Raw genomic sequence first — 18084 nt, forward strand, 5'->3', positions numbered from 1 at the left:
GGTTTGGACTCTGATCCTGCAATCCGAGTCCGAGGGGCCTGCCCTCATCTCTTGCGCAGCAAGGCTGCTCGGAAGATGGTCTACATACTCAACCTCCTTCTTCGCGCCGTCATGGCGCACATACCACGGTGCAGCCCAAGGCGGTCGCGCATCCGACTGACGCGCGGCTGCTGCATCGAGCAATCATCAAGCTGGTCGGGCTCGCCAAGCGCAACCGTGTGCCGCTACGCCAGAGCTATTTGCGCTTGGCCAAGCGCGCCGCCATCATGACCGGCCGCTATACCCACGCCCACCAGTTCAAACGCGCCCGGCGGCAGCTCAAGTTCCTGCGGACACGGCTTGGCCGGATCATCCGCGACGTCCGCCGCAAGATTGATGGCGATACGGTACTGGAAGCTCGCTTCGGCCCGTTGCTGGGTTTAGCGCAGCAGGTGCGCAGCCAGGATCAGCATCAGCGCGGTCCGAAGGTCTATGCGTTACATGCTCCGGAGGTTGAGTGCATCGGCAAGGGTAAAGCCCGCGCCCCCTACGAGTTCGGCTGTAAGGTCAGCATCGCCACCCCTGTGACGTCTCCGAAGGGCGGCCAGTTCGTGCTCCATGCCAAGGCGCTGCATGGCAATCCCTTCGATGGGCACACGCTCGGTCCCGTAATCGCCGACATGGAGAAGCTCACCGGGGTGGAGGCTCGCGGTATCCACGTCGACAAAGGATATCGCGGTCACAACCACCCGCAGCGCACCGTCGTCGTCTTCGCCACGGCTCGTTCGGCCGCCAGTTCGTCCTCGGTGGCGTCGGCTTCCAGCTCTTCGAACGTCAGCGCCAACTGCTCCATCAGCCGCGCCGAACGTTCCGACCGTTGCCCATAGATCTGATGTTTCAGCTTGGCGATCTGCAACTGCTGCTGGGCGATCAGCGCTTCGTCTTCCGACGCTTTCGCGCGGGCGACCGCGAGCTCGGCGGCTATCTCCAAACCCTTCGCGCGCTCGACCGCCAGCGCCTCCTTCAGGACGGCAATGTCATCCGGAACAGCGTCGCGGTCGGCATCCATGCGACGCAGTGAATCACAGATTGGACGCGATGGGACTCCCGAAAATGGCAGCAACCGCAGATTTCTTCGCTCAGCCCACACTTTGCGGCCGCCAGCTTAGTTGCGGATTCCGCCAGTCGATGCCCTCCAGCATATAAGCCATCTGCGCCGCTGAGATCGATACCGCGCCGGCCGACGCCGACGGCCAGATGAACTTGCCACGATCAAGGCGCTTGGCGTAGAGCGACATGCCCAGCCCGTCGTGCCAAAGAATCTTGACGAGGTCACCGCGGCGGCCCCGGAAGATATAGAGTTCGCCGGCATGGGATCGCGCTTCAAGCTCTCTTGAACCGTAAGAGCCAGGCTTTGCATGCCGCGACGCATGTCGGTGTGGCCAGTGGCGATCCAAACCCTGACGCCGCTCGGAATCGGGATCATCGTCGCCGCAGCAGCTCAAGTACTCGCTGCAGGGCCTCGCCGTCCACGTCACGGTCAACGCGAACGCGACAGCCGCCGCCAAGCTCGATTTCAATGATTCCAGCCCTTGCGCGCTGCGCAGGCGGTGAAGCCACTGGTTGTGGCGCCTCGCTCGAGATCGGAGCCGCCACGGGCGTGATCTCGACGGGAATGAGAGCTAGCACGGCATCACCGCCCAGTCGACCCTGGCGCGCTTGTCGACGCCAGGTGAACAGCAGGCTGTGAGCCACCCCGTGCCGGCGCGCGACGCCGCAGACCGTCTCGCCAGCCTGCAAGGTCTCTTCGACAAGGCGAACCTTCTCGTCGTAACTCCATCGCCGCCGACGCTCGGCGCCCAACACATTGACTTGCATTCGCCACGTGACCTTAACGCTAGATTTAAGGTCAAATTCTTGGGCCGCCTCTCAAACGACACAAGGCGGCCGCCGCCGGAGGGATACTCTTCTTTGCCATGCCGACAAGAGAATGCGCGGCGCAAGGGCGCCGGAAAGAAGGAAATCCTGCTCTCTCCGATTGCGATCGAGGTCGTGAGGCGGATTGATGCGCTGTTCGAGATTGAACGCTCCATAATGGCAAGAGCCCCGAAGGGCGTCTGAGCGTGCGACAGACGCTGAGCCGCCCCCAGCGGCGCGCATGTGCGATGCCTCGGAAAAGGTCGGAAGGAACGATGCACCTACTGACAAGCGAAAAACGAACACGCGGCTTGTAAGACATAGGCGTCGCGCCATGCGCACGCCGGAAGACGCGAAGCGCATTGGCGACGATGATTTGCCCTCTGAAAAGTCAATCGTATTGTATACTGTACGAATACATTGCGAACCCAAGCCGCTTGGGCGATCGCAATGAGCTGCACCTTGCGTTGCGTGGGAGGCGCCGCTTCAGCATTGTCGTCACGGCGCAAAACTCTGGATAATCGCCCCACACTCTGGAGTACCGGCAACGCGGAGCACTCCGTGTCGAACCGAACACGCGACACGCGGGTCGGCATACTCTCGCTAGAAATAGTAGCCCACACCCAACGTCGCGCCGTTCGTCACCTGGCGCTATGGGTTGGTGGCTGACATTGCGGGTTCGGTTGAGGCGTAGGCGGCTGAAATAAGCTTGTAACAACCGCATGCCCTTTGCTCGAGGCACGAACGTTCTTCAATCCGCAGCACGCCGCGAGTTTTGCGGATCAGTTTTTGTTCTTCGAATCGGATTAGGGTTTCCGTTACCCCAGCGCGGCGCAGTGCCAAGACGGAAGAAAGGTAATCATGCGTAACCGGAAGCACATTAGCATCGAGGGCATCACTCGCCAAACACAGCCAGCACGCGAGCCGTTTCTCCCGATCGTGGCGCACGCCGCACAACCCGCTCTGAGCGCAATGCAAGTCCAACGCATGGACGTACCGGAGAAGATGTTCTCGAATTTCAGAGTGATCATGCATCACGCGTCGCAGATCCTCGACACCAATTCTGTGCGCGCTGCCCGGAAAAAGTACAACAGATTGATGAGTCGCAAGATGCGGTCCGAATAAGAGCGAAGCGCCGATAGCTCCGCAGTGTCCTATCACCGCTGTTTCAAGAACGCTTCCGGCGGCAACTATTCTGAGCGAGACAAGTCCGGACTCTATAAAATAGACATGATCGAGTGGCCTTTTCGGCTCTTGCAGCACCATCCGCTCTTTTAAAACAATCGGCTCGAGGAATTCTCCTATTGCCGCGAGCTCTTGAAGCGAAATCCTCGCCAGAATCTCGTTTTTGAGAAAGCGCCGTGCACTAGAGCGGACGGCACCGGGCCAACGATGTGCATCAGAGGTCCGCGTGAGAACCGCAGCGCTGCGCCCATCAAGCGCGTCGAGGACGGCAAGAACTTGGTCGGCCATGCTGCGGTCCGCCTCTTTGTTAGGAAGATTACTAAGTCAACCGGTTCGACCTTCACGAACTATTGATTCTCAGTCTAGCGAGACGGCACTCCCTCTTCGTGCAATGAGACGCCTTTCGACGAAGAAATCCTGCGACAGAACAGCCTCCGTCGATTCATTCCGACGAACCCCGGTCGCACATACCTGCACCCATCTCCTGGCATATCGTTACTAGAGAGGGAGCTCAGTACATTTTTTGCGTGAGCAACGCTGCTACGCCATGCTGGAACAACCGGCCATGGCAGCATAACTTAAACCAATGGCCTCCGGCAAACCCGGGCCGGTTCACATGTCCTCGCCCATTCTTCAGACAGTTCGCAGTTGCTCGGTGCGCTTGCGCAGAATGTGAGCGCTTGCAAGTAGCGATGCCGTCAGAACAACCGTGATAGTCGACACGGCCGCTATCGTAGGCTCAATCTGGAAGCGAAGATCGTCCCACATGCGGCGTGGCAACGTGACGGCACCTGATCCTGACAGAAACAGGGACACGACCACTTCATCGAATGAGGTGATGAACGCGAACAGCCCGCCGACAAGGATGCCTGGCCGGATCAGCGGCAACGTTATTTGCCAGAACGTACTGCTTGGCGTCGCGCCGAGGCTCAACGCTGCCTGCTCAAGTCTAGGATCGATGCCGGATAGGCTGGCGCTTACGCTGGTGACGACAAACGGCACAGCAAGGCAGGTGTGCGCCAGCATGATCGCCGCCGGCGTGCCGACCAGCCCGTAGCGGGAGAAAGCGTAGTAGATGCCGATCGCAACAACTATCACGGGCACGATCAGTGGCGACAGGATGAGGCCGGCCGCGAGGACCCGAAGCGCCCGCGGCAAGCGGGTGATGCCGACCGCGGCGAGCGTGCCGAGCGTCGTCGACAGCCCCACCACGGCTGTCGCCACCCAGAGGCTGATCCAAGTTGCGCGCAGCCAGTCGACGCTGCCAAAGTAGACGATGTACCATCTGAATCCAAAGCCGGGTGGTGGGAAAGTGAGGTAGTTCGCCGACGAGAAGGACAGGACGAAAACCACTATGATCGGAAAGGCGAGGAACAGCAGGATCAGGCCGACTATCAACGTAGGCAAGAGGCGGAAGGCAGTCATTGGAGGTTCATCCTGAAGGCGCTGCCCACCCCGGGCAGGAGCTGTACAAGGGCGATCAGGCCGAGCGCGGTCGCGAGCAGCACGGTAGATAGCGTCGCCGCATATCCCCAATTGAGCTGGTCGACCTCGTTGGCGATTAGCATCGAGAGGGTGATCTCGCGCGCGTCGCCCACCATGGCGGGCGTAATGTAGAACCCGAGCGCCAGCACGAACACCAGCAGTACGCCGACGGCCACGCCCGGCATGGACAGGGGCAAGATGACCTCTCGGAAGGTGTTCCATGGCGTGGCGCCCAGGCCCGAGGCGGCGAGCGCCAGTGAGGGGTCGATCTGTCGCAGGGCGTTCGCGATCGGCAGGATCATGTACGGCAGCATGATGTGCGTCATAGCGATTTCGGTTGCGAAGGTCGTGTTGAGTAGCCGGATCGGTTCTTCAACCAAACCAAGCGCCAGTAAGGCTTCATTGATCAGACCATGCCGGCCCAGCAGCACCATCCAGGCGTAACTGCGCACCAGCACCGACGTCCAGAACGGCAGCAGGATCACGATCAGAATGAGAGGTGCACTCGAGCGCGCGCGTGACAACGCAAGCGCCACCGGATAAGCCAGCACGAGCGTGCTGAGCGTGACCGAAAACGACGTGCTGAGCGTGATCCAGAAGACCTTGAGGAAGATGACGTCACCCAGCAGCGCCGCATAGTGATCCAGAGACCAGCTAGGATCGTTGAGGCTGCGCAGCAGCATCGATACGACGGGTACGGCATAGAACACCACCATGTAGACCAGCAGCGGCGCGGCAAGCAGCAGCGGAATGATGCATGAGCGCGCACGATTCCACACAGACAATTCTCTTTGGCTTACCGAACGGGCTGAGAATAGTGTTGTGATCGCCTCAGACATAGCTCGCCCTACACAAGGATCGTGTCCGCGACCGACCAAGCAATTTCTGCGCGCTGGCCAACGGCTCGGCGGCGTATGGCCGCACTCGATGCTTCCTTAAGTACTAGAATGGTCCGGTCGTCGGACTTCAGCTGGTAGCGGCAGCGCTCGCCAGCGAACACGGCTTCGGTCACGGTAACACTCATGCGGTTGACGTCTGGTCCGGGTGCGACAAGCCCGTCGGCGAAACGCAAACGCTCGGGCCGGATGGTCAGAGCGACTTCAGCGCCGATTGTCGGACGCAGTGAAGTCACGGCCCGCACCAACACGTCTTCGCACTTGGCCACGACGACGCCGTTCTCCAAACCGCATACGACGGCCGGCAAGAAGTTGGACTGGCCGATGAAGCCCGCCACAAAGCGATTGTTGGGGCGGTCGTAGAGATCCTCCGGACGCCCGATCTGCGCCACTTTGCCATCGTTCATGACGGCGATGCGGTCGGACATGGTGAGCGCCTCGTCCTGATCGTGCGTGACCAAGATGCAGGTGACGCCTAGTTCAGCGTGCAGGCGTCGCATCTCGGACTGCAGATTTTCGCGCAGCTGCTTGTCGAGTGCACCCAGCGGCTCGTCCATCAAAAGCAGCCGCGGCTTGAACACAATCGCCCGCGCTACCGCCACACGCTGCTGCTGACCGCCGGAGAGCTGACGCGGATAGCGCCCGCCATAGTCCGGCAGGTGCACCAACTCGAGTGCCTCCCCCACCAGCCTAGCTCGCTCCGCCTTCGGGACACCGCGCTGCTTCAGCGGAAATCCGATATTTTCGGCTACGGTCAGGTGCGGGAAGAGGGCATAATTTTGGAATACCATGCCGATGTTGCGGCGATAGGGTGGCATGGCGACCACCGAGACCCCGTCAATGGAGATGTCGCCTGCGTTGGGATTCTGAAAGCCCGCGATCATCATGAGCGTCGTGGTCTTGCCCGAGCCGCTAGGGCCCAACAAAGTGAGGAATTCGCCGGAACGAACGTCGATGGACACGCCGGCCACGGCCGCGACACCTCCATAACTCTTCTTCAGATCGGTCAGCGACACCGACGCGCCGCGCATACAACTGCCGTCCTGAGGCAAAGTCAAAGGCATTAACTCACGCTCCATAGAATCTAATAGCTTTTGGGTTTGGCCCTAAGCCCCTCGACACGCTCGGGACGGGCAATCGGCGCATCAGCCCAGCATCCACTTGGTGAACTTGGCTCGAGCCATCTCGCGGTTGTCGGTCCACCAGTCGAAGTCGTAGGGCACGAGTTGCTTCTTGATGTCCGGCGCACTCGGCAGCACCTTTAGGCGCTCGGGTGGGATGTACTTGTTGGACCCTTCGTTGACCGAGCCGTAGGGAATCGCGAGCGCGAAGCGCGCCTGCGGGATCGCCATGGTCGAATAGGCCACGAATTTCATGGCATTCACCTTATTCTTGGCGCCCTTGAGGATGCCCCAAGCATCGCGCATGGCCAGTCCTTGATTCCAGCAAATCGCCACAGGTAGGCCTTGCTCCTGCAACGCCGCCATGCGACCGTTCCAAACCGTGGTCATGACAACCTCCCGGTCCGTCAGCATCTGCGGCGGCTGGGCGCCAGTCTCCCACCACTTGACCACGCTCTTCCTGATCTTGTCGTAGCTTGCCAGTGCCTTGTCGACGTCGAGCGGATAGAGCTTGTCGGCCGGCACCCCGGCTGCCATCAGCGCGCATTCCATCTCGGGATTCATACCAGCCCCGATGCCGTACATGGCCCGATCGCCCGGGAACTTCTTGGTGTCCCAGAAATCCTCCCAGTTTGCAGGTGCGGCACCATTGAACGCGTCGGTGCGGTAGGCCATCACGTTGGCCCACACCAGCATATCCACCCCATATTCGAAGCGGTACTCTTTGCCCACGCCGTCATCGATCAGCGAGTAGTCGATCCTCTCGAAATAGTCGCCGGTCTTCGTCAGCCTCATGATCCCGCTGCGGCTGGTGTGTATGAGATCCCATTCGAGATTGCCCGTATCGACCATCGCCTTGACTTTGGTTGTATCAGCGCTGGGAAACGCGCGAACCTGAATGCCTGTCGCTCTCTCGAATGGCTCGAAATATGCCTTCTGCTGTGCCTCATGCGCCGTGCCACCGTAGTTGGCGACGCGGAGTTCTCCCGAGCCCTTGAGGACATCCGGGACCGTCGTCTGCTCGGGCCAGGCCGGTTGGGCATCTGCCGAGCGGATGATGAAAGGTGTCGCGAGTCCGGCGGTGATCAGGCCGACAGCGCGGCGGCGATTGAGAAGCAGTCGAGAGCGGTCTTTGCGCATGGGCTCGTCCCTCATGAAGTAAAGAAGGTTGTGGCGAAAGTGCTTGTATCGTAGTCAATGCGTATCAGGCTGAGGTCCTGCACCGCCGCATTAGCCCGCTCCATCTCAGGGATGCGCGGCGACTCACGTCGGGCATGGATGAGGTAGTCGCCCTCGCCCATTGCTTCACAGACTCGCCCATGCGCGCGGCGCCCCCGGTCGGATGCACCTCACGAATCAAATTAAGTGAGATTGTCTTGGTATTCCCCCTGCCATTTGGATTGTTTTTTGGAGAGCGCTGAACGCCATCTCGCGCCAAGACTATCAATGCGGGAACAATTGAACAGACGTTTTCTTCGATGCCCTAAATCATTGAGGAATATCGAGCTATGTTTTCTAAAACGAACAACGCAAACGACTGTGCCCTGCGCTTAAAGTACACAAACTTGGTTTTTAGAGCGTGATGGCATTAAGTTCGATAGCCTGAGGTAGTTGGCTCATTCCTCGGAGGTGAAAGCTTCCAGTGCGTGACCGATCGCGGCGCAGACCGCGTCTCGATGAACCATGGCGCATCGATGCGGTCGTGACGCAGGGCCGCCAGGGAGGTCATGGTCTTCCAGCGGCGCCGTGGAGAACCTTGGCCGGAAGTCTGTGCCGCGCGGAGCCCCCGCAGCGGACCCACGTCGGGCCGGGTCCAATCTCGTCGATGAGGGCCGGCCGCTCAGCTTCGACGCGACCTTGATACTTCGCCCGCTAAGCCCAGACTGCGTGCTCTACCGAAACCGCCCTCGGCTTGTGACCGCCCATCCGGCCAGGAGCTCCTCGACCCGCTGCATCCAGCCGACCGATAGCAATACTGATCGCTACCCCAAAACTGCTTGGCGGCCCGATTGCGCGACATCCGCCCTCAACGAGTGACTGCACTCGGCCTCACTTGCCGAGCTATCGCATCGACCAGACCGAGTTGACGCCTGCGCTACCGCCTTGAATCCAGCGCGGCCCTCGCACTGCGTTGACGGTCTCGACTGCAAGGCTCTTGACGAGGCACTTCGCCAATAGCTGTGGTCACGCTGCATCCCAAGCTGTCGACATGCGAATTTTCACGGCCACTTATGGATCAACGCACAGCGGGATCCTGGGGCCGCAGGCGTGAAGAACCGCGTACAGACCAGTGTACGCGCCACTACTGTGGTGGCCTACCTGAGATTATCAGCGACAATACAGAGCAGATCGACTTCCAAAAGAGATTGGCTCAATCGTGCACGAACATAGTGATCAGCGGATCGGAGCCGACCTGACGTGTCGAGTGCCCATGCACTTTCTCATTGAAAGTCGCGCCGGCGGGCAGCGTGTCGGCCGCGTAAAAGCAATCGCCAGGTTTGAAAACGCGCGAGCTCCCATCCTGCAGAGTGATCTCCATTTGCCCTCTAAGAATGAAGACCCATAACGGGCTGCCGGAGCAATGAAAGCTCCAGGCAAAACCCACGGGACTCTGGCGGACCTGATAACCGCTGCACGGAAGTCGTGCCGACAGCTGCATTTGCGACGTGCCTTCGGAGAGATCTATCGTTTCTTCGCGAAAGCGCGCGCGGCCGTCCTTGTCGGTGAACAGGATAATCTTCGTGAAGGCCTTCATGCTTTCCTCGTGATGACTTGGTTAATTATTATGCGCAACGAATGACTGGTAAGGCCCACGATCATCGCTGGCAGCAGGTCGCGTAGCCCAGCGGATCGAAGCACCCTCAACCTTGCGCCACGCCCCAAATCTCCACAGTGGTGTTGGGGCTGTGCATCATGGGCTTTGGTACGAGCGTCATGGGCGGAAGCGCGCCACCCACGCAATCGGCGAGAGTCTTGGCAAAAGCCATCGTTTCGGCCTCAGTACCCGTCGAGGTGAAGTAGCAGACCATAAGCTTCAAATCCGCAGGCCTCCGGCCGAAGGGGCGGAGGAGGTCTTCGATATAGCTCATGGTGAAGCGGGTCTGCGGTATGAGCTGGCCTTCCATAACACACCCACCCGTGTTGCTGTAGGGACGCAAGGGCACCTGTCCACCGAGCCACACAGTATCGCGCAATCGGATGGCTTGGCGGTACGGCCAACCGTGAAAGCCCGCAGGGATCGCCCAGTCCCACACGCGCTTGGGCCAATGGTCCTCGCGCGGGATGTATTTGTCGCGGCCGTTCCACAGTTCGCGCATGGCCATAACTTCGACCTTGGTCAGGGCGCCCTTTGGATTAAGACGGTGGCAGGGAACCACAGTACCGGCCGGCCCAGGCTCGCGAAAGTGGGTCGCCCGCGCCTTGGCGAGCGGCGCCCAGTCCTCGCGCTTTGTGCCGAAATAATAACCCTCCAGCTTGACGCAGTCTTGGAAAGAGGCGCCGAGCGCAGCCAGCGTCTCCGCGTGCCTCTCCATGATGAAGTGGCTCTGGGCCACGCCGTCGTCCGGATGGCGCACAACGCCGTCGGTGTCCTCCGCCGTGCGGTTGGCAACTGCGATGAACTCGCCCGCGCGCAAGCCCGCGGTAATCGCTCGGTCGCCGAACAGCGCCTGCCTCTGCGGTGGCACCGGTCGCGGCACCGCCCGGACATCGGAGTGCGTCCGCCACCCGCGCTGAGCGATGGCCTGTATCTGGATCGTCTGGCCGGAAAACGGCTGCAAGGGTTCAGGCACCGTGCTGATGGCCGGCATGGGGTCTGCCTTGAAGAAGCGGGCCAGTGCCGCGATCACCTCCCAATCATCGCAATCAGCAGTGTAATGCGCTTTGAGTCGGACCACGTCGTCAAGCGTGCAGGATTCGCTGGCGAGCGCCTCCGCCATGTTGGTCACCGCGCCCTCGATCTGCTTGTTGAGGTCGCCCGGATTGAGAATCCGTCCGGCTGTATCGAAGTCAGCCGCGCCGCCGACGAAGCTCAACGCGCCCGCGCTGGCGGACAGATTATGGGTGTCCGCGATCGGCAGATGCCAGATGGTCGATGCAGTCATGTCGTCCCTCATTTCAACTGTAAATCGAAGTCACGGTCGCACCCGTTGAGGCCGCACCACCGCGGAAGCACCGACCAAACGACCAAGAATATTCCGCGGTGCAACGTACACTACTCTCTGTGCTTCAGGCGCGCACGTGCCGGACCATTAGGTCCCGTACCCAGGGCTGATACGATCGAGGCGTCGTTTGAGTGCTGCCCACGTGCGGGAGGCAAAGGTCGGACTCTCGCGATAGCGATTGCTCTGCTCCATCGTGTGCGCGACGACTTCATCGGGCGGCAAGGAAACTTTTTGTCCGCCCTGTGTAGCTGCGATCTGGATGCGGCAGGATTGGTCCAAGTAGTACATATTAAAGAACGCTTCAGCCACGCTACGCCCAACCGTGAGCAAGCCATGATGCTTGAGGATCATTGCGTCCTTGTCGCCGAGATCACGCGCCAGCCGTTCACGCTCCTCCAGGTCATCCGCAATGCCTTCAAAGTCGTGATAGGCAACACGGCCAAAGAGCTCCATCGATATTTGGTTCAACGGCAGCAGCCCTTGGTCCTGCGCTGCCACGGCCATGCCGGCCAGGGTATGTGTGTGCATGACACACTGGGCATTATGGCGATTCATGTGCACGGCTGAATGGATGGTGAATCCTGCGCTATTGATCTCGGACACCTCCGCCTTCTCGACGGCGTGTCCTTCGGGGTCGACGACCACGAGGCTCGAGGCGGTGATTTCATCGAACATCATGCCATACGGATTGAGCAGGAAACGATGTTCCTTGCCAGGCAGACGCGCCGATAAATGAGTGAAGATCAGGTCGTCCATGCCAAAATGGGCTATCAAACGGTAAGCCGCAGCCAGATCGCAGCGGATCTCCCATTCCCGAGTATCAACGGTACGCATGTCTCGTCCTCCCTAATGTCCATCCATTGTGCGCTGCCCCCTAACCCGCTTGGCACGCTTCGGCGAAGGTGGCAGCGCGCAGCAACGTAGCATCGTCGCCTCGCGCGGCGACCAGTTGTAATTCGATAGGCAGGTCCGCAGGACGCCGGCCCACTGGCAGAGTTAGGCAAGGCAAGCGCAGCATCGTCCAAGCTCCGTTGAAGCGGGCGTCGACGGTGTTGCCCAAACCTTCTGGCGCTTTGCCAGCCGCGGCAGGTACCAGGAATACATCGTAATCCCCGAACAGAGTGACTCACGCCAATCGAGCATCATGAGCGCGCGCAAGGCCTTTTTTCGTAGGCGTCCAGTGTCGCGCGCTGCTCATAGTTCTCAAACAAAGAAGCGTGTAAGGGTCTGACTCGTGAGTTGGCGTTGCGCAACTGACGAGCGGCTGCAAGCGCCGTCAATTCCTTCATGAAGGATGTCCGTTGCCAGGCACCCGTGCCGATAACTGAGTGTAGATCAGAACCACGTCATGACAGCCTCAAAGCACAAGCGCGCCGATCAGTAGCCACGCTTCAGGTCGACTACGTTACGCAACGGCTTTCTGTCGAGGAAACGCTGCAGGTTGTCGTTGAAGATCTCCAATGCGCGAGCGTTGTAGTCGCTCAGCCAACCGGCAACATGGGGAGTGACGATGACGTTCGGCATCGTCCATAGAGGACTGTCCACCGGAAGTGGTTCCCGCTCGAATACGTCGAGGAGAGCTCCGGCGATCGTGCCCCCCTGAAGCGCCTCGACGAGCTCGTTTTCCGCAATCACCGAACCGCGAGCGATATTGATCAGAAACGCCGTGCGGCGCATGAGCTGCAGCTCCTTGCGACCGATAAGCCTGGTGGTTTCCGAAACGTGTGGAACAGCAAGGACGACGAAGTCGGAGAGCCCCAGGACCTCGGCGAGCCCCTCCGGCGGGAAAAGCGTGTCGATGCCTGAAACCGGCTGGGTCACATCACGCTTCGAGCCGATCACAGTCATGCCCGCACTCTTGGCTCGGCGAGCGATGGCTGTACCGATCGATCCGAGCCCGACAACACCAAGCGTCCGTTCCGCGAGCGGTGCGATCGATCGTGGACGCCATTCCTTGCGAGATTGCTCCCGCATGAACCGCGGGAAGTCCCAGTGCATCATGGTCATGCCCGCCATGACAAAGTCCGCGATGACTTCGCCGTGCATACCGCGGACATTGGTGACGACGAGGTCGCCGACGCGGTCGCGGATCGATAAGACTGAGTCAACGCCCGCGCTGGCGCATTGGAACCAGCGCAGCCGCCGCGCTTTGTCAAAGATCTCGGCAGGAAAACTGTGGGCGAGGAGAACATCTGCCTCCGCCACGTGCTGATCAAGCGACGCCTGATCTTTCGCGATCAACACGCGAACATGGGAAAAACGCTTGTGAATCGAGGCCGCATAATCATCACCGGCAAAGGCATAGAGGAGGACTGTGACGACATTTTCAGCCGCAGACGTTGATGACATTGTAGTTGGACCTTGATCAAATTTCTTGGATTAAACCCGCGGCATTGCAGGAGCAACAACTGAACCCCGGCATTGTGGCGCCCCATAAACACTATCAGCCACGAGAGTGTGCGGATCGCGTCACGCCACATTGCGCGACAGGACTATCATGGCCACTGTCCTTGAATAGACGTTTTCTTTGATATCGTAAGTCATTGAATATCATTGCTGGTGTTTTCTAAATCGAACACCGCACTCGACAGCGCACGGCCCCGAAGCCGCGCTGATGTTGGTGCCCTGCAACGGGATTGCCAATTTTCGGCCCGACGGATCTCCGATTAGCCTCGGGCGTCGGATCCTGGGCCCCTGGCTACCTCCCGCAAACCGTCCTCATCCTTTACCGCCCTCCTGGTGGGCGGCCGATGGTGTGGGCCAGCCGACACATCGTGATGGCCACGTCATCGATGGCTCGTCGATATCGATTAAGCGCTATGATAAGAGTCTGAAGTTTGCCGCCAGCGTAAGCGGCGTCGTTCGGCCTCAACTGAAGACAGATTCCAGACTATCGGCGCGAGGGAAAACGCCACAATCGATCGGTCAGACGCACAATTACGGCGATTATGGCCCAATGTTGGGGAATTCAGCCTCAAAGCGTGGCTAGAGTTGGCTCATGACGTGCGCGGCGGCAGCCGCCGTTGAAGATGTCGGATGAAGCGCGCCGGAGAGCAAAGCGTTGGAGGGGCCGCCGATGACCGACGGCGCAAATGAAAACATCGGGGCTCGGCTGCGTCACGTCAGGCTGCGCAACGGCCTTTCACAGCGTGCGCTGGCAAGGCGGGCCGGAGTAGTCAACTCAACCATATCTTTGATCGAATCAGGGCAGACAAATCCGTCCGTGGGCGCCTTGAAGCGTATCTTGGAAGCCATTCCGATCAGTTTGGCACAATTTTTTTCGCAACCGGACGAGAGAAGGGAACAGATCTTTTTTAAGAAGAATGACCTGACCGAGATCGGCAAGGGCGGAGTCTCCCTTCTCCAGGTTGGCAGCACCATGGTTGGTCGATCAGTCCAGATTCTGCAGGAGACGTACAAGCCTGGCTCCGACACAGGGAAAGTGTGCCTTACTCATGATGGTGAAGAAGGCGGAATTGTCATTAGTGGACGTTTGGAGGTCACAGTTGACGATCAAAGGCGCGTGCTATGCCCTGGCGACGCTTACTACTTCTCCAGCCGCCGACCACACCGGTTTAGGTGTATCGGCAAAGAAATATGTGAAGTAGTGAGTGCGTGCGCGCCGCCAACGGTCTAGTGAACGAGAGCTGATCAGGCAAGAGTTGATAACGCGCCGTACTGAAGGGGGGTGCGCAAGAGATTTCTAAGGTGTGAGTTTGCTTCGAAACGTGAAGATAGCATCGAGGCGCGGACGACATGTGGATCGCTTCATTGCGATCTTGCGATCCACCAGATTTGGCGAAATAGAAACGGCGCATCTTTGCAGCTATGTGCGCAGTAACCGCCCCAATGCCAGCATCTGAGGCAAAGTGATCGGGTCATTGGCGATACTCGATGCCACCGGGTGTGACGCGAATCGCGCGACCACCATCTCCGCCTTCGGCGCGACATAGAGGCGCTGGCCGTGGATGCCCTTGGCTTCGAAGGCGTCCAGCTCATTGTGGCTCACCCACCACATGCTCCGATACGAATAGCCTGGTAACCACGCGTAGTGGAATTTGTCCGGGTCATCGCCCTTTCGCACCTCGTGCACGACGGAGGCGGGAATGAGCTGCTTTCCGTGCCAGTCGCCTTCGCGACGCATGAGCTCGCCAAAGCGCGCGAGGTCGCGCAGGGTCGCGTTCAGCCCGCCGCCGACCAGCGGCGTGCCAACCGGGTCGACAAGGACGTAGCCATCCTCCTCGCAGCCCAGTGGCGCCCACAGGCGCTCGTGCAGCAGCTGTGCGAACGAGCGGCCGGTCACGCGCGCCATCACCCAAGCCATTACGTCCGTGTTGACGGTCTTATACGCGAACTCGTGGCCGTGTGCCCCCTCCTTCTTCATGGTGCGCAGGTAGTCGCATAATGTCCGCGGCCCGTCGTAACCGACCGGCCGTGGTCGCCCACCACAGGCGCGCGAATACGCCCGAACGCCGGAGCGCTCGTCGTCGTAGATCTCGGTGTATGCCAGACCAGTCTGCATATCCATCACCTGACGCAGCGTGGCATCACCCCAAGCAGTCCCCCGGAGCTCCGGTAGGTAATGTGGGATTGCCTTCCCATCATCGAGCACGCCCTCGTGGACGAGCGCGGCGGCGAGGGTACCAGCGTACGACTTCGTGACCGAGAAGCACGCATGCGCCAACTGTGGCTCGAGCGCCCCGAAGTAGCGCTCATACACAATGCGCCCGCGATGCAGCACCACGATGCCGTCGCAGTAGGTGTCGAACAGCGCCTCGTCGAAGCGGCGGGTGCGGCCGTCCTTATCGGCGAAGGTCAGCGCCTCAATGTTCGCGGCCTTGTCGCTGCGATCGAGCGGCGACGGCCCGCCCCGCCCGCGCCACACGTTGACACTCGCCGCAAGCTCGCGCCTATGCGACAGCGACCAACGGATCTGCGGGAAATCGAAAAACGTGCCGCTCTCGAATGTGATGCACTTGTCTGCTGGCGGCGGCGCACCGCGCATCCAGCAGAGTTCGCGCGGATCGGACGCGCGGCCATCGAGAAAGCGTTTTCCGTCGAATTCGAGAAAGCTCATCGACTACGTCCCTTCCAAAGCGTTTCGAGAAGGACACCCAATTCGAGTTCTCTCATAATCTCTCCCCCATTTGCAGATCAAAGTGCCGTCAACCTTGAGCGACGCCCCAAATCTCCACGGTAGTCTTGGGATTGTGCATCATTGGCTTCAGCACGAGCCGTCATAGGTGGAAGCGCTCCGCCCACGCAATCCGCGAGGGTCTTGGCGAAGGCAATCGTCTCGGTGAAGTAGCAGACCATGAGCTTCAGGTCCGCGAGTGACCGGCCGAACGCCCGCAGGAGGTTCTGGATATAACTCATGGTGACGCGGGTCTGCGGCATGAGCTGCCCCTCCATGACGGAGTGCCCCTTATTGCAGTAAGGCTCCGAGGGCACTTGGCCACCAAGCCACACGGTATTTCGCAACCGGATAGCTTGACGGCAAGGTGTGGGGTAGGTCCAGTCCCAAACGCGTGCGGGCCAATGGTCCTCGCGCGGGATGTATTTGTCGCAGCCGTTGCGCAGCTCGCGCATGGCCAGGACCTCGACCTTGGTCAAGGCGCCCTTTGGATTGAGCCGGTGGCAGGGGACCACGGTCCCGGCGGGACCCGGCTCGCGAAAATGACTCGCCCGCGCCTTGGAAAGCGGCGCCCATTGCTCGCGTGTGTTGCCGAAGTAGTAACCCTCCAGTTTGACGCAATCCTGAAAGGAGGCGCCGAGTGCGGCCAGTGTCTCCGCGTGTTTCTCTATGATGAAGTGGCTCTGAGCCACGCCGTCATCTGGCTGTCCCACCACGCCGTCTACATCCTCGGCTGCGCGGTTCGCAACGGCAATGAACTCGCCCGCGCAAGCCCCCAGGGACCGCTCGCTCACCGAATAGCGCTTGCCTCTGAGGCGGTACGGGGCGCGGGAGCGCTCGGACTTCGGGATGCGTCCGCCAGCCGCGCTGGGCAATAGCTTGAATTTGTATAGTTTGGCCGGAGAAGGGCTGCAAGGGCTCCGGGATCGTACTGATCGCTGGCATGGGTCCGCCTTAAAGAAACGGGCCAGCGCCGCAATCACCTCCCAATCGTCGCGTTCGGCGGTGTAGTGCGCCTTTAGCCGCACCACGTCGTCGAACGTGCAGGCTTCGCTAGCAAGTGCCTCTGCCAAGTTCGCCATCGTGCCTTCGATCTGCTTGTCGAAGTCATCCGGATTGCGAATCCGTCCCGCCGCGTCAAAATCACCTGCGCCGCCAACGAAACTCAATGCGCCTGCGCTACCCGACAAACAGTGGGTATGCGCAATTGGCAGAGTCCAGATGAGAGGCGCTCTCGTTACCATATATCTGCAACCGGTTTCGCCTGCGACGTTGACGCTTTGGCGAATTAGCTCGCCGTAGTAACAGCAGGTTACCTTCGTCCTCAACGTTGAAAAGACGTTTTCTTTAGCCTAGCAACTCGTTGAAAACTCAAGGTAGCGTTTCATAAATCGAACATCGCACTCGTTCACAAGCTTTGGCCTATCCGAAGATTGACGTGCCAGAATCCTCGACGGTCGTGGACTAACGGTCAGCCGATTTCGGCTAACCGTGACAAATCCTGAACATGGGAGTTCACTGTCATTGTTGCCCAAAGCTCTTGGCGGAAGTCTTCGGCTGAGGTCAGCGCTTGCCGTCTAAATCAGCAAACCAGAGCGGGATGAGGGTAGGTTGAAGGTTTTGGAATCCGAATCGGCTTTTCTGAATAATCGTGCTGGTGGGAAGAAGGCGAGCATGGTGGGCAAGCCTTTCCTCTGCATCTTCGCAAGCCTGTCGTGACCGCAATCGAGGGCGGGATGTCCCGCATTAGGCCGCCAAGCATCGGAACTGCGAACAGAACAGCAATCAGCTGGATCATTTAGTCGAGGAGACCGGCAGCGTCGCGCCGGGCCAGACGGACGGTCACAAGCCGAAGGCAAATTTGGGGAGACAACGGTCTAGCTGTCACAACGGATTAAGGACGTCGACACACCGAACGCGAGCTCGTTCGCGATCTTGCCGAACGCACCTGAACGCTACCACCTCTAGTTGCGGGCCTTCGCGCATGCTCAGGAGCCCAACGTCAGCGGCGTGGTGGCAAACGAACGCGAGCGCTTCCGCAGTCGCGTGGAGACGAGCTTAATAGACGAAGTATTGAGGTTGATCCTCGCCAAAACTCCGCGCAGTCGCTGAATGAACATGACTACGCGCCCGCGCTGATCGGAAGCCAACTCCGCAGCTTGCGATATTCGGCAATTGCCGCCTCTACGCGCCGGAGCCCCTCC

At 59.9% G+C, this 18084-nt stretch carries 14 protein-coding genes and 3 pseudogenes; 3 read left to right on the forward strand and 14 right to left on the reverse strand.

All coding sequences use genetic code 11. The features are described from left to right. Positions 1–122 precede the first annotated feature (122 nt). Positions 123–737 (forward strand): annotated as a pseudogene (locus I6F20_RS36550) (transposase family protein); the annotation flags it as partial. Here I6F20_RS36550 and I6F20_RS36555 read toward each other — a convergent pair. The 3 genes and pseudogenes from I6F20_RS36555 to tnpA form a co-directional block, all read right to left on the reverse strand. Further along, positions 737–1048, reverse strand: a pseudogene (locus I6F20_RS36555) (transposase domain-containing protein); the annotation flags it as partial. The pseudogenes I6F20_RS36550 and I6F20_RS36555 overlap by 1 nt on opposite strands. Positions 1049–1118: 70 nt before the next feature. After that, positions 1119–1547 (reverse strand): IS66 family insertion sequence element accessory protein TnpB, encoded by a 429-nt coding sequence (tnpB, locus tag I6F20_RS38580; RefSeq protein WP_249789237.1) that lies wholly within the window; start codon positions 1545–1547, stop codon positions 1119–1121. Then, on the reverse strand, positions 1462–1857 hold the full coding sequence (tnpA, locus tag I6F20_RS38585) for an IS66-like element accessory protein TnpA (RefSeq protein WP_463671694.1): 396 nt from the start codon (positions 1855–1857) through the stop codon (positions 1462–1464). The genes tnpB and tnpA overlap by 86 nt, the downstream gene beginning before the upstream one ends. A gap of 105 nt (positions 1858–1962) precedes the next feature. On the opposite strand from tnpA, the pseudogene I6F20_RS36570 reads away from it, so the two are divergent. After that, positions 1963–2126 (forward strand): annotated as a pseudogene (locus I6F20_RS36570) (IS66 family transposase); the annotation flags it as partial. A gap of 421 nt (positions 2127–2547) precedes the next feature. On the opposite strand, the gene I6F20_RS36575 reads toward I6F20_RS36570, so the two are convergent. The 9 genes from I6F20_RS36575 to I6F20_RS36615 all read right to left on the reverse strand — a co-directional run bounded on the left by I6F20_RS36575 (position 2548) and on the right by I6F20_RS36615 (position 13095). Then, entirely contained in the window at positions 2548–3369 is an 822-nt protein-coding gene (locus I6F20_RS36575; protein ID WP_225131206.1) for a Crp/Fnr family transcriptional regulator, read from the reverse strand. Positions 3370–3714: 345 nt separating this feature from the next. Then, a complete protein-coding gene (locus tag I6F20_RS36580) occupies positions 3715–4506 on the reverse strand; it encodes an ABC transporter permease (RefSeq protein ID WP_225131208.1) in 792 nt (263 codons plus the stop codon). Next, entirely contained in the window at positions 4503–5345 is an 843-nt protein-coding gene (locus tag I6F20_RS36585) for an ABC transporter permease (RefSeq protein ID WP_225131210.1), read from the reverse strand. The genes I6F20_RS36580 and I6F20_RS36585 overlap by 4 nt, the downstream gene beginning before the upstream one ends. Positions 5346–5413: 68 nt before the next feature. Further along, positions 5414–6526: an ABC transporter ATP-binding protein gene (locus I6F20_RS36590; RefSeq protein ID WP_463671695.1), complete on the reverse strand. Its 1113-nt coding sequence runs from the start codon at positions 6524–6526 to the stop codon at positions 5414–5416. Between the two features lie 81 nt (positions 6527–6607). After that, positions 6608–7723 carry an ABC transporter substrate-binding protein gene (locus tag I6F20_RS36595; RefSeq protein ID WP_225131215.1) on the reverse strand — a complete coding sequence of 372 codons (1116 nt, stop codon included), beginning with the start codon at positions 7721–7723 and terminating at the stop codon, positions 6608–6610. A 1231-nt stretch (positions 7724–8954) separates the two neighbouring features. Continuing rightward, complete coding sequence (locus tag I6F20_RS36600) at positions 8955–9338, reverse strand: cupin domain-containing protein (protein WP_225131216.1); 384 nt, start codon at positions 9336–9338, stop codon at positions 8955–8957. 106 nt (positions 9339–9444) lie between these two features. Continuing rightward, positions 9445–10686, reverse strand: a complete 1242-nt coding sequence (locus I6F20_RS36605; RefSeq protein ID WP_225131217.1) for a Rid family hydrolase — start codon at positions 10684–10686, stop codon at positions 9445–9447. A 147-nt stretch (positions 10687–10833) separates the two neighbouring features. Continuing rightward, entirely contained in the window at positions 10834–11580 is a 747-nt protein-coding gene (locus I6F20_RS36610) for a class II aldolase/adducin family protein (RefSeq protein ID WP_225131218.1), read from the reverse strand. A gap of 543 nt (positions 11581–12123) precedes the next feature. After that, positions 12124–13095, reverse strand: a complete 972-nt coding sequence (locus I6F20_RS36615) for a D-2-hydroxyacid dehydrogenase (RefSeq protein ID WP_225131219.1) — start codon at positions 13093–13095, stop codon at positions 12124–12126. Between the two features lie 727 nt (positions 13096–13822). Between I6F20_RS36615 and relB the strand changes: the two genes are divergently transcribed. Then, a complete protein-coding gene (gene relB / locus I6F20_RS36620; RefSeq protein WP_225131220.1) occupies positions 13823–14383 on the forward strand; it encodes a type II toxin-antitoxin system RelB family anti-toxin in 561 nt (186 codons plus the stop codon). Between the two features lie 189 nt (positions 14384–14572). Here the strand turns inward: relB and I6F20_RS36625 are convergent, their stop codons facing one another. Next, positions 14573–15823 carry a serine hydrolase domain-containing protein gene (locus I6F20_RS36625; RefSeq protein WP_225131221.1) on the reverse strand — a complete coding sequence of 417 codons (1251 nt, stop codon included), beginning with the start codon at positions 15821–15823 and terminating at the stop codon, positions 14573–14575. Between the two features lie 77 nt (positions 15824–15900). Next, complete coding sequence (locus I6F20_RS36630; RefSeq protein ID WP_225131222.1) at positions 15901–17049, reverse strand: RidA family protein; 1149 nt, start codon at positions 17047–17049, stop codon at positions 15901–15903. Positions 17050–18084 lie beyond the last annotated feature (1035 nt).

This window comes from Bradyrhizobium sp. IC3123 (assembly GCF_020193625.1).
Classification (GTDB): Bacteria; Pseudomonadota; Alphaproteobacteria; order Rhizobiales; family Xanthobacteraceae; genus Bradyrhizobium; species Bradyrhizobium yuanmingense.

Excerpts from the sequence above, each read along its gene's own strand:
- tnpA (WP_463671694.1), bottom strand. The coding sequence starts at position 1,857 with ATGCAAGTCAATGTGTTGGGCGCCGAGCGTCGGCGGCGATGGAGTTAC.
- I6F20_RS36575 (WP_225131206.1), bottom strand. The coding sequence starts at position 3,369 with ATGGCCGACCAAGTTCTTGCCGTCCTCGACGCGCTTGATGGGCGCAGC.
- I6F20_RS36580 (WP_225131208.1), bottom strand. The coding sequence starts at position 4,506 with ATGACTGCCTTCCGCCTCTTGCCTACGTTGATAGTCGGCCTGATCCTG.
- I6F20_RS36590 (WP_463671695.1), bottom strand. The coding sequence starts at position 6,526 with ATGCCTTTGACTTTGCCTCAGGACGGCAGTTGTATGCGCGGCGCGTCG.
- I6F20_RS36595 (WP_225131215.1), bottom strand. The coding sequence starts at position 7,723 with ATGCGCAAAGACCGCTCTCGACTGCTTCTCAATCGCCGCCGCGCTGTC.
- I6F20_RS36600 (WP_225131216.1), bottom strand. The coding sequence starts at position 9,338 with ATGAAGGCCTTCACGAAGATTATCCTGTTCACCGACAAGGACGGCCGC.
- I6F20_RS36605 (WP_225131217.1), bottom strand. The coding sequence starts at position 10,686 with ATGACTGCATCGACCATCTGGCATCTGCCGATCGCGGACACCCATAAT.
- I6F20_RS36610 (WP_225131218.1), bottom strand. The coding sequence starts at position 11,580 with ATGCGTACCGTTGATACTCGGGAATGGGAGATCCGCTGCGATCTGGCT.
- I6F20_RS36615 (WP_225131219.1), bottom strand. The coding sequence starts at position 13,095 with ATGTCATCAACGTCTGCGGCTGAAAATGTCGTCACAGTCCTCCTCTAT.
- relB (WP_225131220.1), top strand. The coding sequence starts at position 13,823 with ATGACCGACGGCGCAAATGAAAACATCGGGGCTCGGCTGCGTCACGTC.
- I6F20_RS36625 (WP_225131221.1), bottom strand. The coding sequence starts at position 15,823 with ATGAGCTTTCTCGAATTCGACGGAAAACGCTTTCTCGATGGCCGCGCG.